Source organism: Rheinheimera baltica DSM 14885, from assembly GCF_000425345.1.
GTDB classification, from domain to species: domain Bacteria; phylum Pseudomonadota; class Gammaproteobacteria; order Enterobacterales; family Alteromonadaceae; genus Alishewanella; species Alishewanella baltica.
Genome location: NZ_AUDG01000078.1, coordinates 1 through 14,899 on the forward strand (window position 1 = coordinate 1; position 14,899 = coordinate 14,899).

Annotated in this window: 12 protein-coding genes and 1 pseudogene; 8 read left to right on the forward strand and 5 right to left on the reverse strand. The window is 48.0% G+C overall.

All coding sequences use genetic code 11. From position 1 onward, the window contains the following. A pseudogene (locus H595_RS24300) lies at window positions 1-296 on the forward strand (hypothetical protein); the annotation flags it as partial. A 504-nt stretch (window positions 297-800) separates the two neighbouring features. Here the strand turns inward: H595_RS24300 and H595_RS0118060 are convergent. Continuing rightward, complete coding sequence (locus H595_RS0118060; RefSeq protein ID WP_027672446.1) at window positions 801-1,076, reverse strand: Txe/YoeB family addiction module toxin; 276 nt, start codon at window positions 1,074-1,076, stop codon at window positions 801-803. After that, complete coding sequence (locus H595_RS0118065) at window positions 1,057-1,326, reverse strand: type II toxin-antitoxin system Phd/YefM family antitoxin (protein WP_027672447.1); 270 nt, start codon at window positions 1,324-1,326, stop codon at window positions 1,057-1,059. Before H595_RS0118065 ends, H595_RS0118060 begins: the two co-directional genes overlap by 20 nt. A gap of 278 nt (window positions 1,327-1,604) precedes the next feature. Here H595_RS0118065 and H595_RS23600 point away from each other — a divergent pair, with 278 nt between their 5' ends. Beyond that, window positions 1,605-2,441, forward strand: a complete 837-nt coding sequence (locus H595_RS23600; protein ID WP_051219977.1) for a MerR family transcriptional regulator — start codon at window positions 1,605-1,607, stop codon at window positions 2,439-2,441. Between the two features lie 46 nt (window positions 2,442-2,487). Here the strand turns inward: H595_RS23600 and H595_RS0118075 are convergent, their stop codons facing one another. After that, window positions 2,488-2,940 (reverse strand): SRPBCC family protein, encoded by a 453-nt coding sequence (locus H595_RS0118075; RefSeq protein WP_027672448.1) that lies wholly within the window; start codon window positions 2,938-2,940, stop codon window positions 2,488-2,490. A 202-nt stretch (window positions 2,941-3,142) separates the two neighbouring features. Between H595_RS0118075 and H595_RS0118080 the strand changes: the two genes are divergently transcribed. Both H595_RS0118080 and H595_RS0118085 read left to right on the forward strand, forming a co-directional pair. Beyond that, on the forward strand, window positions 3,143-3,766 hold the full coding sequence (locus H595_RS0118080; RefSeq protein WP_027672449.1) for a LysE family translocator: 624 nt from the start codon (window positions 3,143-3,145) through the stop codon (window positions 3,764-3,766). 342 nt (window positions 3,767-4,108) lie between these two features. Then, complete coding sequence (locus tag H595_RS0118085) at window positions 4,109-6,340, forward strand: S46 family peptidase (RefSeq protein ID WP_027672450.1); 2,232 nt, start codon at window positions 4,109-4,111, stop codon at window positions 6,338-6,340. Window positions 6,341-6,420: 80 nt separating this feature from the next. Here H595_RS0118085 and H595_RS0118090 read toward each other — a convergent pair whose 3' ends face one another. Then, the gene (locus tag H595_RS0118090; RefSeq protein WP_027672451.1) at window positions 6,421-7,056 is read right to left on the reverse strand and encodes an NAD(P)H-dependent oxidoreductase; all 636 of its coding nucleotides are present in this window, start codon (window positions 7,054-7,056) and stop codon (window positions 6,421-6,423) included. Window positions 7,057-7,564: 508 nt separating this feature from the next. Here H595_RS0118090 and H595_RS0118100 point away from each other — a divergent pair. Together H595_RS0118100 and H595_RS0118105 are read left to right on the forward strand one after the other, a co-directional pair. Beyond that, window positions 7,565-11,497 carry a di-heme oxidoredictase family protein gene (locus tag H595_RS0118100; protein ID WP_051219978.1) on the forward strand — a complete coding sequence of 1,311 codons (3,933 nt, stop codon included), beginning with the start codon at window positions 7,565-7,567 and terminating at the stop codon, window positions 11,495-11,497. Between the two features lie 136 nt (window positions 11,498-11,633). Further along, entirely contained in the window at window positions 11,634-12,695 is a 1,062-nt protein-coding gene (locus tag H595_RS0118105; RefSeq protein ID WP_084153644.1) for an IS3 family transposase, read from the forward strand. Window positions 12,696-12,919: 224 nt separating this feature from the next. Here the strand turns inward: H595_RS0118105 and H595_RS0118110 are convergent. Then, window positions 12,920-14,082, reverse strand: a protein-coding gene (locus H595_RS0118110; RefSeq protein WP_156886021.1) for an IS3 family transposase whose coding sequence is annotated in 2 segments (ribosomal slippage) — window positions 12,920-13,827 and window positions 13,827-14,082 — 1,164 coding nt in all. Because the reading frame shifts where the segments join, the coding sequence is not laid out codon by codon here. A 120-nt stretch (window positions 14,083-14,202) separates the two neighbouring features. Here H595_RS0118110 and H595_RS0118120 point away from each other — a divergent pair. Both H595_RS0118120 and H595_RS0118125 read left to right on the forward strand, forming a co-directional pair. Continuing rightward, window positions 14,203-14,568: a hypothetical protein gene (locus H595_RS0118120; RefSeq protein WP_027672457.1), complete on the forward strand. Its 366-nt coding sequence runs from the start codon at window positions 14,203-14,205 to the stop codon at window positions 14,566-14,568. An 88-nt stretch (window positions 14,569-14,656) separates the two neighbouring features. After that, window positions 14,657-14,899, forward strand: a 243-nt coding sequence (locus H595_RS0118125) for a transposase (protein WP_156885929.1), incomplete at its 3' end; no start/stop codon positions are given.

Here is a 14,899-nt window from a genome sequence, read left to right on the forward strand (position 1 = left end):
TGGGATTCGAGAAAAACGGTAGTACAAAAATACACCGAATAAGCTTGTTACTGCTGCTGAGCAATTTAGCTTCATTAGTGCTGATATTACTGGGTGTTGGGCTGACCGTAGCCAATCAGCAACGCCGGTTCCAGGCAAACAGCTATCGGGATAAACGTGTCTTATCGTTTCATACCTTGGGGTTAAGAGCGGTGGCAAAGCAGGTAATGTTTACAACAACACAGTGGCGCAGTACCTTGCGCCACTGCAAACACTTGCTAGATACAACGAGTTACAACATTGAATGCGGGGGCTAAATTCGTGGGGATCCCTCAGGGTCAGATCAAAATTAACTGATACAGCTGTCGCCACGTAGCGATAGCAGCTTTAATGTCAATCTGACATCCCTTTCTCGTTATTTTGGCCAACAAAGAACTAGTTTCAAAAGTAATTGAAGTTCTTAATATTTATCAGGTTGTACCGAATACCCAATCTAGAACATAACCGATGGATGCGCAACTTGAAAAAACATGACGTTACTGCTTGAGGCCAGCTAAATGCAGCGGTGCTGTTGAAATGCATTCAACTAGCCAATACACTTTCTGCCAAGTGGATTGGGGGTGCCTGGTCGGCGTCATAGCCTCGGTGAGTATCATCGGGGCTTTTCGCTTTCTGGTGCTGGAATCAACGGTGTCAGTGTGATTGATTGTTTGTTCCCTGAGTGACCGGACTTCATCAACTAAGCACTTCGTAATCGCTGAAGCTTGTAACTACAATCGAAGCAAAAAAAGCTTCATTTGTAGCTTATTTTGCTTCGATTATTAATAATGAAACCGGCACTGCGCTATTACCAGATAACCATCTATGTAGGTGTAAACCAAGCGGTGCTCGCGGTCTATCCGGCGTGAGTAAAAGCCGGCGAAGTCGCCTACTAACCGTTCTGGTTTGCCTTTACCTTCCAGTGGTGAGCGCATGGCTTCTTTGATCAGCTCATCAATACGGGTACTTAGCTTTTTGTTGTACTGCTTAAAATATTGGTAGTCATCCCAGGCGTGTGCATCAAAGGCAACACCGGGTTTAGTTAGTTTCTTGCTCATCTAAAAAAGGTTCCTTCACCTCGAAGGCGCCAGCTTTAATGCGTGCTACCGATTCCCGCAAACGGTTTGCATTATTCGGCGTACTGAGTAAGTACAGCGTTTCCTGCATGGCGTTGTAATCTTCCTGAGAAATCATCACAACATTACCAGAGCGCTGGTTTGTCACTAACGTCGGTTCGTGAGTATCCAGTACAGTATCAATAACCGCCTTAAAGTTAGCCCGTGCTTCGCTAACAGTAAGAATGTTCATATTCGGTTGCTCTCCTATTTTTCAACATACCGTTCTTTAACTGCCACATCTGAAACGGAATAAAAGGATGGTACCAATGTTTGTACAATCTGGCAATGTGAATGTACATTGGTGAATTTGACTCTCTCACTTTAGTAAGTTGCATAAAGCGCCAGCCGTTTTTTATCTTTGCTATGTTAGGTTAAAAAAATCATCATAGCACTTGACCCTAACGCAACGTTATAGCTCAGGCTTAGTGCATCGGGTTAGTGAGTTAAGTAAGGCGGAGGCGCAGCAGCGTGCAAAAGTGGTTTAGTGTTAGTCAGGTGAGTCAGCTCGCCGGTGTCAGTGTGCGAACCTTGCATCATTATGATCAGATAGGTTTACTGACGCCGCTGCGGCGGCAGGACAACGGTTATCGTTGTTACTCAGAGCCGCATCTGGCAAAGCTACAGCAAATTCTGCTGTACCGGCAGCTGGATTTTAGCCTGGAGCAGATCCGCGACATGATGCAGGCAGCAGACTTTGACGCTGTAAACGCATTGCAGCAGCAACATGCCTTACTGCTTAGCAAACTCGATGCAACTCAGCAGATGATTAACAACATTGAGGTAGCTATGACAATTGCACAAGGGAAACAAAATATGCAAATCCTGTTTAGCACTGTGCCGCAGGATAAAGCGGCACAGTGGCAACAAGATTTTGCCAACCAGTTTTCAGAACCTGGCGAGTACGAAACTGCGTTACAGGCAATGGGTAATGTAAGTGCCGCGCAATCACAGCATTTGACAGAGGAGTTTGATAACTGGGTAGCGCAGTATCTGCCGTTACTTGCCCTACCGGTGCAAGCAGAAGCCGTGCAGCAGCTGGTACTGCAGCACCTTGCCATGCAAAACCGCTTTTTAAGCCAGATGATGTTGGATGAGGCTTATCAAGGCCTGACCGGTGAAATCTTTTTGATGCTGACAGAAGCGTTAATTGAAGATGAATTGGCGCAGCAAATGTACGCGTATTATAACCCGGCGCTTCCAGAGCATTTATACGAGGCAATGATGTATTTTACCGAGCACAGCTTTAAACCTGCACCCGAGCAATATCGCTTTATCGGCGTAGAAAAGGCAGACAGCTTAAGTTAAGGCTAAAGCAGCGATAGCGGCGCGGCCAGCGCCGCCGTTCGCGTTGTTATGGGCTATCCGGTATTTCCGGCTCGGTCAGCAGTGCCAGCAGTTGCAGCGACTCCTGCCAGCCGGCATAACAAAACTCAAGCGGTATCGCCTCTGGTATGCCGCTTTGCTCAATAGTCAGCTCAGTGCCGCACAACAATGGTTTTAGCTTAATGGTTACCAGCATTTGACCGGGCAGGTTAGGGTCATCAAACTGGTCGTTATAGCGAATTAGCTCGTTTGGTTTTAACTCCAGATAAGTGCCGCCAAAGCTGTGGCTTTGGCCGGTATTAAAATTGGTAAATGACATTTTATAACCGCCGCCCACCCGCGCATCCATGCTATGCACCTTGCCGGTAAAACCATGCGGCGGGCACCATTTCGCCAGAGCATCGGCATCTAAAAAAGCGCGGTATAACCGCTCTGGTGTGGCTTTCATTACCCGGTGCAGTGTTACGGTATTACCTGACATTTTGCTTCTCCTGAGTAAAACGCATTAGTTTGACGTATCACAGCTTAGTCGAAGCGGCGGGGATGGTTTCGACAGGTGCTGCAAAAATTTGATAGCAATGTTTTTCTATGGCTGCGGTTATCGCACTAAATACCCTGCCCAAAACCCTTGCTGGCGCTGATACAACCAGCCAGAATAGCGCTAATTTGCTGTTGAGGTGGTTATGGTTAATCTGGCCCTGCTGGGTGCATTTATTCCGACATTTTTATTTGTCTCGGTGACGCCGGGTATGTGCATGACACTGGCGATGACGTTGGGCATGAGCCAGGGTGTACGGCGTACGTTGTGGATGATGTGGGGCGAAATGCTCGGCGTAGCGCTGGTGGCAATACTGGCGGTATGCGGCGTGGCGGCGATAATGCTGCAATTTCCGGCGGTGTTTCAGTGGTTTAAAATTGCCGGCGCCTGCTACCTCGGCTACATAGGCCTGCAAATGTGGCGCGCTAAAGGCAAGCTGGCGTTGCCGCAACCGGGCGAGCTACCGGCTAAACTTGCGCGGCGCACCTTGTTTAGTCAGGGCTTTATTACCGCGGTGTCTAATCCCAAAGGCTGGGCCTTTCATATGGCGCTGTTGCCGCCGTTTATTGATAGCCAACTGGCGTTTTGGCCGCAGTTGCTGGTGCTGGTAGTTATTATTATCTTATTGGAATTTGGCTCTATGCTGCTGTACGCCAGCGGCGGCAAAGCATTGGCGCTGTTTTTCAGTAAAACCAACCGGGTGCAGTATTTAAACCGCATCGGCGCCAGCCTGATGTTTGGTGTGGCGCTGTGGATGTTGCTGGGGTAGCAGCTTATTGCTGGTGGCGATGGCCGGGCGCTTTGTTGCTGCCAAGGCCGCCGCTTAGTATCAGCTGTAGCAACCCGCGTAATAACTCCAAGCTGATAATAAGTGGCAGTACTATGGTAAGGCCGGTGAGTAAACTGCGTACTACTACTTTAATTAACCTACCTATTTAAACTGCAGCAAAAAATTGCGTCAAGCTTACCTTAATTGGTTTTGACTGTCTGTTGGCTAAGTGGCGACTTAACCTAATTTGAACGCACTTAACACATCGAGGTTGCGCTAACGGGCGCAACATGGATAATTTGCCGCGACAATAATGAAAATAACCGGAACTACGGAATGCGCATGAAAACCAAAACCCTAATGATTGCTGCCGTGCTAGGCTTAAGCCTGGGTGCTGTGGCCGATGAAGGCCAGTGGCAACCCTACCAAATGGCGCAGTTACAAGACGAATTAACTGCCAAAGGCATTGAAATTCCGGGCAAGCAGTTGGCTGATTTAAGCCAGTACCCGATGAACGCTATGGTCAGTTTGGGCTACTGCTCAGCGTCTTTTGTTTCGCCTAATGGCTTGGTAATAACAAACCATCACTGTGCTTATAACGCGATTCAAAACAACTCAACGAAAGACAATAACCTGATTGAAAAAGGCTTTTTAGCCAAGTCGCTGTCAGAAGAATTACCAGCCGGTGCGCAGGAGCGTTTATATATTACTGAAGCGGTAACCGATGTTACGGCGCAGGTTGCGGGCGCATTAGCGCCAGAGCTTAGCGGCAGTGCACGTTATGAAGCGATTGAAGCAAACCGTAAAGCACTGATTAAAAGCTGTGAAGCCGACCCGAACTACCGCTGCTCGGTGGTCAGTTTTCATCATGGTTTAGAATATTTTCAGATTAAACAATTAATGCTGCAGGATGTGCGGTTGGTTTATGCACCATCAGAGTCTGTAGGCAATTATGGTGGAGATATTGATAACTTTGAGTATCCGCGCCATACCGGTGACTATACCTTTATACGTGGCTACGTTGGCAAAGACGGAAAGCCTGCACCTTACTCGGTTGATAACGTACCCTATAAAAGTAAACATTTTTTAACGGTTAATGCCAGCGGTGTTCGCCAGGGCGATGGTATTTTGCTGGCCGGTTATCCGGGGCGTACCAGTCGTTATCGATTAGCCGATGAAATTGCATTTGCTGCTAATTGGCAATATCCGGCGCAGGTAAAAACCTATCAACAAATCATTGATACCATTGATCACCTCAGTGCGAAAGATGCCGACTTAAAAGTAAAGTATGCCTCTACCGTTAAAAGCCTGAATAACAGGATGAAAAAACTGCAGGGTTTGCTAGATGGGTTCGGTGTTACTGATATTCATGCCATTAAACAACAGCAAGAGCAAGCATTGCTTGATTGGATAAATGCCGACGCCAGTCGCAGCGCCTATCAGCAAAGCATTAGTGCACTACAGCAGGTGATTGATGCAGAGCAAGCGTATAGTCAGCAAACTTATTACTTTGATAATGCCAAACGCAGCGATATGTTAAAAGCGGCGATGACCTTGTATCGGCTGGCGATAGAAAGCGAAAAGCCAGATGCTGAGCGTGACATGGGGTATCAGCAACGTGATTTAAGCATGATTGAAAGCCGTTTAGCCAGAATGGAGAAAAGTTTTGATCCGGCGATGGATGTTGCTATTTGGTCAGAGCAGGTGGCAGAGTATTTAGCTCAACCAGATGCGGTGCGTGTCGCTGAACTAGATGCCGCTTTAGCTGTGAGCGCCGGTATGAGCCAAGCTGAAGTAAGCGCAAAGCTTGCCACCTTGTATCCGCAAAGCCAGTTAACCACGACAGAAGGGCGTAAGTACTGGTTAGGCAAGGCACCAGCAGAGTTTGTGCAAAGTACAGACCCGTTTATTCGTATTGCTGTTGCGATATATGCAAAAAATAAAGCGCTAGTGCAGCAGGAAAAAACATTAAGTGGCCAGCTGTCGCAGGTGCGTCCGGCTTATATGCAGGCAGTTATCGCGTATAACAACGCGCAGGGTAAACCGGTGTATCCAGATGCCAACAGTACGCTACGTATTACCTACGGCTCGGTAGAGGGTTACCCGGCGGTGGATGGTGTTTATAAAACGCCGTTTACGTCGGTAAAAGGGTTAATTGCCAAGCGGCAGGCAGAGTATCCGTTTAACGCACCGCAAAAACTGGTAGATGCCTACAATAATGGCCAGACTGCCGGCTATTTTTATCAGAATTTGGCCGCTAAGCCTCAGTTACCCTGGCATTGCAAGCTGTTTAGCTGTCCAGAGCCAGACGTAAAAGCGTTTAACTCGGTGCCGGTTAACTTCCTTACCAGTGCAGATACCACTGGCGGTAACTCTGGTTCAGCGGTAATGAACGGTAAAGGTGAGCTGGTAGGGTTAAACTTTGACTCCACCTACGAATCTATTACCAAAGATTGGTATTTCAATCCTGAAATTACCCGTGCGATACACGTTGATATCCGTTATGTGCTGTGGCTAATGCAGTACGTAGATGGCGCACAAAATGTGTTAGATGAAATGGAAATTGTCAGATAACTGTGTTGCTAAATACACGTTACCTAGAACTGAAGCCAGTGTGATTAACATCGCACTGGCTTTAACCTAGCGTTGGCCGGTTATCGGTTAATAATAAAGTCTGCCGTGCTGCGGCGGACTTTTTTTAAGTTTACCAGCCAGTCGCCTTCCGCTTCACGATAACCCAAAGGCAGTAGTAATACTGACTTCAATCCCAGTTCGGCCAGATTTAAAATGGCGTCTACTTTTTCCGGTTCAAAACCTTCCATCGGCGTGGCATCTACTTTTTGCTCTGCTGCTGCCAGTAAGGCTGAGCCTAAACCTATGTAAGCCTGACGCGCAGCATGCTCAAAATTTTCTTGTGCCGGGCGCTGCGGATAGTACCCCAACAACTTTTGCCGGTAGGCTTCCCAACCTTCGTTTTTAAAACCACGCTGTTCGTTCACCAGATCAAACATGCTGTTAATGCGCTCTTCTGTGTAGTTATCCCAAGCCGCAAAAACTAATAAATGCGAACAGTCGGTCACCTGAGACTGATCCCAGGCAACGGGACGAATTTGTTTTTTAAGCTCGTGGTTAGTAATAACCAATACCTGATATGGCTGTAGACCACTTGAGCTGGCACTTAGGCGAATAGCTTCCAGAATAATGTCCAGTTTTTCTGCTGGCACAGTTTGATGTGGTGTCATTTTTTTTGTGGCATAACGCCAATTGAGTAAATCAAGGGTATTAGACATCTTTGTTCCTACATTTATTTTGTACTAGTTGGTATATAAGGGCGTAGTAGTGATGTTTCAATAGGGTGAAATTTGTATTTTTGCTGGTGATGAGCAGGTAATGCCGCTGTACTTTAAACCGGCTTATGCCTGCGGTTGATATGTTAATGGATAATGTTTTTTTGTTAATTAAGCCTGATATCTTGACCTGAAAACGGATATCAACTAGCTTAAGAAAGCGCTTACATTTCTGTATTAACATAATAATATTGTCTGTACCTATGGTAACAGGACAAAGCAGGTAAGTGCGGCAAAACAAGTGTCTTAGGACGGGATAAAACAAAGCATAAAATTGCAGATGGCAAGATCTGTGGTTGAGCGTGGCCTGCAAAAATGCCGGATGCCACTTTGCAAGTAGCTTTCACTCAAAACATTTTTACATTCAGCAAACCCAGTCGGGGCTATGGTAGGCAATTAATGTGCCCGCTGTGCCCTTATTTGACAATGTGCAACCTATGGGTTTTTGCAAATGAAACAATTTAACAATTTACCGACGTGGTTTAAACCGCGCGCCTGGTTCTGCAGTCTGCTTGGTCTGTGTTGGCTTGTGACGCCGTCTAGCGTACTGGCCGATGTTACCAACCCCGTCATTGGTAACCTGCTGTTCGAAGATAACTTTAATAACGTAAATAATAATACCTGGAATAAGGTTGAAGGCGATGGTTGCCAGCTGGGTCTTTGCGGCTGGGGCAACCAGGAGTTGCAATGGTATAGCGCCAATAACTTAAGTATTGAGCCGGTACCAGGTGAACCAGGCAACACGGCGCTGGTGTTGCAGGCCCGCAATGAAGCTATCGGCGGTCGTGCTTTTAGCTCTGGAAAAGTAGACAGCCAGCATAAACTGGCGGTGCAATTTGGCATGATTGAAGTACGCGTACGAGTGCCAGAGTTGGGTATAGGCTTATGGCCGGCAGTGTGGATGCTTGGCACCAGTACAGCCAGTTGGCCGGCAAAGGGCGAAATTGACATGATGGAAATGGGCCATCGGGCCCAGGCCAGAGCAGACGCCGGACATCCGGGCGCTAATATCAACAGCTATACCGCTGCCAATGCCATTTTTTACGCCGATGCGGCCTGTGTGCCACAAAACCCATCGTGCGCCGCGATGACCGCCTGGCAAACCGACAATGCTTATGTCGCCACTCAACCACTGAGTAATCGTTTTGTTACTTACCGCACCTACTGGACCGATACTCAATTACGTTTCACCGTAGTGGATAATGGTGTGGAGTACGATATGTACGATGCGCCGATTAACATTACTGAAGAATCAAGCGAACTGCAGCAGCCATTTTACCTGTTGTTGAATCTGGCGGTAGGTGGCAATTTTACGGATGCTGCTAACAATGCTCAGGTTAGTGCCCCCTTACCGGCAAAAATGTATATAGATTATGTGCGGGTTTACCAGCTAAATGGCATGGGACAAGTGTTTAATGGCAACGTTAACCCACCGCAAAGTGGCAGCTTTGGTGTGTTTACAGACGCTGCCACCACCGATCAACTGGACGCCGGTGTAAGTTCAGATATTTATATCTGGAACCAGGCTTCGGTGACCGCCGGTAACACAGCACCGCTGGAGGGCAGTAATGTCATTGCCTGGCGCTACACCAGCCCCGGGCAGTGGTTTGGCGGCGGTATTCAGGCGCGGCAAGTGCGCGATATGAGCAACTTTGCTAATGGCACGATGAAATTCAGCATAAAAATTCCGGCCAATGTGAGTTTTAAAATTGGCATTGCTGATGACTACACTAATCAACACTGGGTGAATTTTCCCGCCTATGAAAGCCGCTATGATTTAGTGCGCAATGGTGACTGGGCCGAAGCCACTATTCCGGTATCAGATTTACGTGGCGAATTTATAGCACTGCAGGCGTTAACCGGTATGTTTTATATTGCCAGTATGGATGGCGCCTTACCCGGCAACAGCTTTGAGTTTGCCATTGATAATATTGTTTGGCAGAGCGGTGGTACGGTTATCACTGACAGTGATAACGATGGTATAGCCGATAACCTGGACCAGTGTATCAATACGCCAACGGGCAGTGCCGTTGATAGTAATGGCTGCCCCACAGCCGCCGGCACATTTGGCGTGGCGCAAACCGGGGCCGACAGTATACGGTTTTATGTTAACAGCGGTAGCTGGGCAGACGTGCATTACCGGGTCAATAACGCTGGCCAGATAAACGTGGGTATGCAGCAGCAAAACGGTGTGAATAACTATCCGTTAACGGGGTTAGCGCCGGGTAGTGTGCTTAGCTACTTTTTCACCTATTGGGATACCGCAAAAGGCTATGCCATTGATACGGCGATGCAAACGTTTACGCTGGGCAATATCGTTACGCCGGATCCAGATCCAACACCCGACCCGGATCCAGACCCTACGCCAGACTTGGACAGTGACGGCGATGGTGTAAGCAATGAGCTGGATAACTGTCCTAATACGCCTGCTGGCACACCGGTTAATGTTAACGGCTGTCCGCTAACGTCAGTTAATGTGGTGCCGCTGTTTAGCGGAGCCACCGCGTTGGAACCCGCCATTCAGTATGACCGTGGCGATGCACTGGTAACACGTTTCTCTGACCGCGCCCGCGACCGCCACGCTAAAGAGAACCATTTTCAGGCCTACGATCATTACCTGACATTTTACTGGGAAGACAGAACCGCCGCGATTGAAATAGTCGACTATGTTGCGAAAGGTGGTAGCAGTATTCGGATGAATGTGGTGACGCAGAATAAACTGGACGACTTACAGGCAGAAAACCGCTGGTGGTATATCGGTAGAAATACACTGGCAGAGTTTTGCGGTAACGGCGTAATGAACATGGTTGATTACACCCACTACTGGAAAGAGGAAAGCTATAACTGTCGGGAAGGTAGGCCCATTCAGATAGGCGACAGGCTGGAATTTGAGGTCAGTCAGTTTCTCGACGCCTCAACCTTGCCGCGCGGTCGCGCTAATTACTATGGCACCACCTTTTTATATATTGTTGGTCAGGGCATAGTGCCGTGGGATGTCACCGACAAACAGGTGTTTCAACCCGGGCGCTACCTGCAGCGTGACTCTATACCTTTACCTGTTAGCGCGCGCCTAGGGGGCGACACGACCTTGCATGTGCAAATGACCGCCGAACCAGACGGCCATTTTCAGCAAATGGCCACTAATTTGGGTTACGACAATGGCCAGCCATTTGTGCGGGGCCGGCGTGTACACCATAGTTCAGTGTTGGATGGTAATCACGATGAAAATGCTGAAAATGGCACTTTTAACAGTATGGTTGGCTTAGCCGGTTCACACTATATCAATGCCCGCTGTTCTGGCTGTCATGTCCGCAATGGCCGGGCAGGGGTTGCAGCTGTTGGTGCTCCGTTGGACAAGTGGGTGTTTAAAGTCGGTAATGCGCAGGGGTTATCTCACCCTGAGCTGGGCCGGGTTTTACAGCCACGAGCTACGGCTGGGGCAACTGGCGAAGGTATGCCATCTATTGCTTCGTTCAGTTACGCCAATGGGTTACGTACACCTCAGTATCAGTTCAGTGGCACAGTGCCGGAGAAGTTTTCTGCCCGTATTGCCCCCCAGTTAAATGGTATAGGCTTATTAGAAGCGATACCGGAGCAAGCCATACTGGCGTTGGAAGATGAGGATGATGCTAATGGTGACGGCATTTCCGGCCGCGCCCATCGGGTTATCGACCCCGTTACCGGCGATACCCGTTTGGGCCGGTTCGGTTACAAAGCCGCAACCAGCAGTGTAAAACATCAGGTAGCAGCGGCCTTTAACACGGATATGGGCGTGATGACATCAGTACTTCCAGAGCCGGATTGCGGTGCGAATCAGACTGATTGCCGCACAGGCCCGCAATTGCCGCAGCAACATTTAGCAGATTTGGTCAAGTACATTTCATTACTGGGCGTGCGGGGCCAGCGTGACTATAACAACCCGCAGGTGCTGCAGGGTAAGGCCGTGTTTAGCAACACCGGTTGCAATGGTTGCCATGTCGAGAGCTTTCAAACCAGTGCTTACCACCCGCTGGCAGAGCTACGAAACCAGACAATCCGGCCATATACTGACATGCTACTGCATGATATGGGCCCGGGATTGGCTGACAACTTAGCGGAAGGCGGTGCCAGTGGCAGCGAGTGGCGTACAGCACCTTTATGGGGACTGGGCTTATCTGTCTGTGTTACCGGTGGTGTGGCAGGCAATACCGGCTGGGATGCCTTTGGCTTGGATGGTTACCAATACTGCACCCCAGATGCTAATTACTTGCATGATGGCCGCGCCCGCACTATAGACGAAGCCATTCGTTGGCATGGCGGTGAAGCTGAAACCAGTAAAGTGAACTATCAAAACCTTTCATCAGCAGATAAAGCTGCGTTATTGGCATTTTTAAATAGTTTGTAACACCTGGCACAACACGCTTGTTTAAACGGCATTCAATAGTAGTGCCGTTTTAATATTTCGGCTTTAAATCTAGTGATCCGTACCAACACTTTTGGACACTTTGCTAAGCGAGTACAATCGCTTAACGAGGTGAATAATGTCAACAAAGAAAATCCGCAAAACCCATACCGGTGAATTTAAAGCTGAAGCCCTGAAACTGGCTGATAAGATTGGTGTTGCAGCCACTGCCAGAGAATTAAAACTGCACGAATCTCAGTTATATAACTGGCGTACTGCGGCGGAGAAAAAGTCTACCACCAGTGAACGAGAGTCGGAGCTTGCTGCTGAAGTTGCCCGGTTTGAGTTTATTCTGGAGCATCAGCACCTGTTCTCGTTAATCAGAATGGTAGCGGTGCTTCAGGTGTCGCGTAGTGGGTATTATGCCTGGCGTAAAAGCGGCCTAACACCAAGCCCCAAGGCTGTGAAGCGTGCCGAGCGTGATGTGCTGATAAAGGAAGCGTTCGACGATTCCAAAGCGCGTAATGGCTCCAGACGTATTCAGGTAGACCTTGCTGAGCATGGCAAGAAACCGGATATCAAAACCATACTGAACAGCATGGAGCGGCAGGGTTTAGTGGCTAAAGCGGCCCGCAAGTTTAAAGTGACGACCGACAGCAAGCATTCGCTGCCAGTAGCCCCAAACTTGCTTGAACAGGACTTTAGCGCAACAGGCCCGAACCAGAAATGGGTCGGTGATATCACGTACCTGATGACCAGTGAAGGCTGGCTGTATCTGGCGGTAATCATTGATCTGTACTCGCGAGCAGTCATTGGCTGGTCGATGAGCAACCGTATGACAGCAGATCTGGTGTGCAGCGCATTGAACATGGCGTTGTTCCGTCGCGGCTTCCCTAAATCGGTGATCGTTCATAGTGATCGCGGCAGCCAGTATTGCTCGCATGATTACCGTGACTTGATTAAAAAGCACCAGTTGGTACAAAGCATGAGCCGTAAAGGCAACTGCTGGGACAATGCGGTAGCGGAAAGCTTCTTCCATTCATTGAAAGTTGAAGCGCTGCAGGACGAGCCAATAATGGATCGGGAAACAATGCGACAGCACGTTTTTGAATACATTGAGGTTGATTACAATAAGACCAGAAGGCATAGTGCTCTTGGCTATCTTAGCCCAGAGAATTTTGAATTGAAGAACAGTGCTTAGTGAAGTGTCCACTGTTGCTGGTACAGATCAGCTTGACTGGTTGGAGCTTAAGCAATAGACCGCAAAAAAGTTAGATTCTCAAAAGTTTAAGAGAATGAGAGTCTAGAGAGTTAGAGCTTAATTAATGGAAGTCAAAAGAGTTAGATTCTCAAAAGTCTAAGAGAATGAGAGTCTAGAGAGTTAGAGCTTAATCAATGGAAGTCAAAAGAGTTAGATTGTAGTGGTCAACTAATTCCGGACAGTAAATTAGATAGATCCTCAGCTTTTGCCGGTGGCACACCATCGTTGAATTGATGTGGCCTGCGCCAGTTGTAATAATCCATCAGGTAAAAACTAATATCACGCTGTGCTTCTGCTTTACTCATATAACCGGTTACCGGCACCCACTCAGACTTTAAGCTTCTGAACAGTCGTTCCATGGGGGCATTATCCCAACAATTTCCGCGACGGCTCATACTTTGAGTCATGCGATAACGCCATAATCTTTGGCGGAATAAGCGGCTGGCATACTGGCAACCCTGGTCAGAATGGAACATCACACCTTGTGGCCTGCCTCGTTGCTCATACGCCATATCCAGTGCTTTAACCGCCAACTCTGCATCCGGTTTGGCCGATAAGGCCCAGCCAACAACACGACGACGGTACAAATCTAAAACCACAGCTAAATAGTGCCAGCGGCCTTCTGCCCAGATGTAGGTAATATCACCGCACCACACGCTATCAGGTGCGCTGACATCAAATTCCCTGTCGAGATGATTAGGGATGTCCGGTCGTTCAACTTGCGCTGTTTTATAGCGATGAGGGCCAGGTTGCTTGCTCGCTATCCCGGCCTCTCTCATCAGGCTCATGACTTTAAAACGGCCTATCTGATAACCCAGCTCACGCATCATGCCGAGCAGGCTTCTGCTGCCGGCAGAGTTCCGGCTCGCTTTAAACAAGGCTTTGACTTTACTACGCTGCTCTAAGCGCTCAACATTGATTTGCTTGCTAAGCTGCTTATGCTCGTAATAGCTGCTCGTGGGCACATCAAACATGTCACAGACCATGTCTACCGCTTCATGTTCTCTTAACTGGTCTATCAGCGTGTACGTTCGAGCTCGTCTGACATTAAGAGTGCGGTAGCCTTTTTTAATATGGCTTTTTCCCGCTCCAGCCTGTTCACTCTGGCTTCCAGCTCCTGAATCCGCTGCTGCTCCGGCGTCAGAGCTTTAGCCTTGGGGGTTACTCCACCGCGTTCTTGCTCAAGCTGCTCTACCCAGCGGCGAAGTGCACTCTCACCAACACCAAGTGACTTAACTGCTTGTGCAATACTGTAGCCCTGGTCAAGCACCAGACCTGCAGCATCACGCTTAAATTCTGTTGAAAACGTACGACGTTGTTTTGCCATTGAACACCTCTCCTAACGTGGTAATCTTACCACCTAAAATGGTGTCCGGTTTTATTAGACCACTACACTATCGTAGTTCTTGACCGACTAAAGACCAAATTTTATGGGAAAATAGATACGTTGAAAGAGAAAATTAGGAACCATAAACATTTTGATATCGCAGTTATTCCCACGGTGCTAACTTCGCTATTCATTTCTATTCTAATATTTTTAGTCAGCGTTATGACAGTAGCCGTCCTCCTAGTGCTTTCTGGCTATTCCTCTGGTATGGAGAATGCTAATAAAGAAATTAGTAAATTTGTATCTTGTAGGTTAGCTGATTCAAGGTGTTCGACGATCGTTAAAGATGGAAAGTCGTTTGAAGGTGAAATTGTAGCTATATCCGATAAGTATGTAGCTATTTACGATGGGAATTTAACTCGGGTAATAGCCAACGATAGATTGGCAATTACAACAAAACCTATGCATGGAGAAAAACAAAACTAGGGCTTGTTGATCTTTCGAGATGGATTATTAGACAGCATGATGGGCTGGTACAATTACTTTCGCCAAAAACTAACCATGACAACCCATCATGCCAAGGACAATGTTAACAGACGAGTGCTGGTCAAAGCTAATCAGATTGATGCTTAAAACAGGCCGCATTTATGACAAACCGGAACACAGAAATACTTTCGAAGGCATTTTGTACCGGATGCGGGTCGGTTGCCCATGGCGCGATGTGCCAGAAACTTTTGGAGATTGGAGCGCCATCTACCGGCGTTTTAACTTGTGGTCTAAAAAAGGCATTCTGATGCAGCTATTCGCCGAGTTAAGG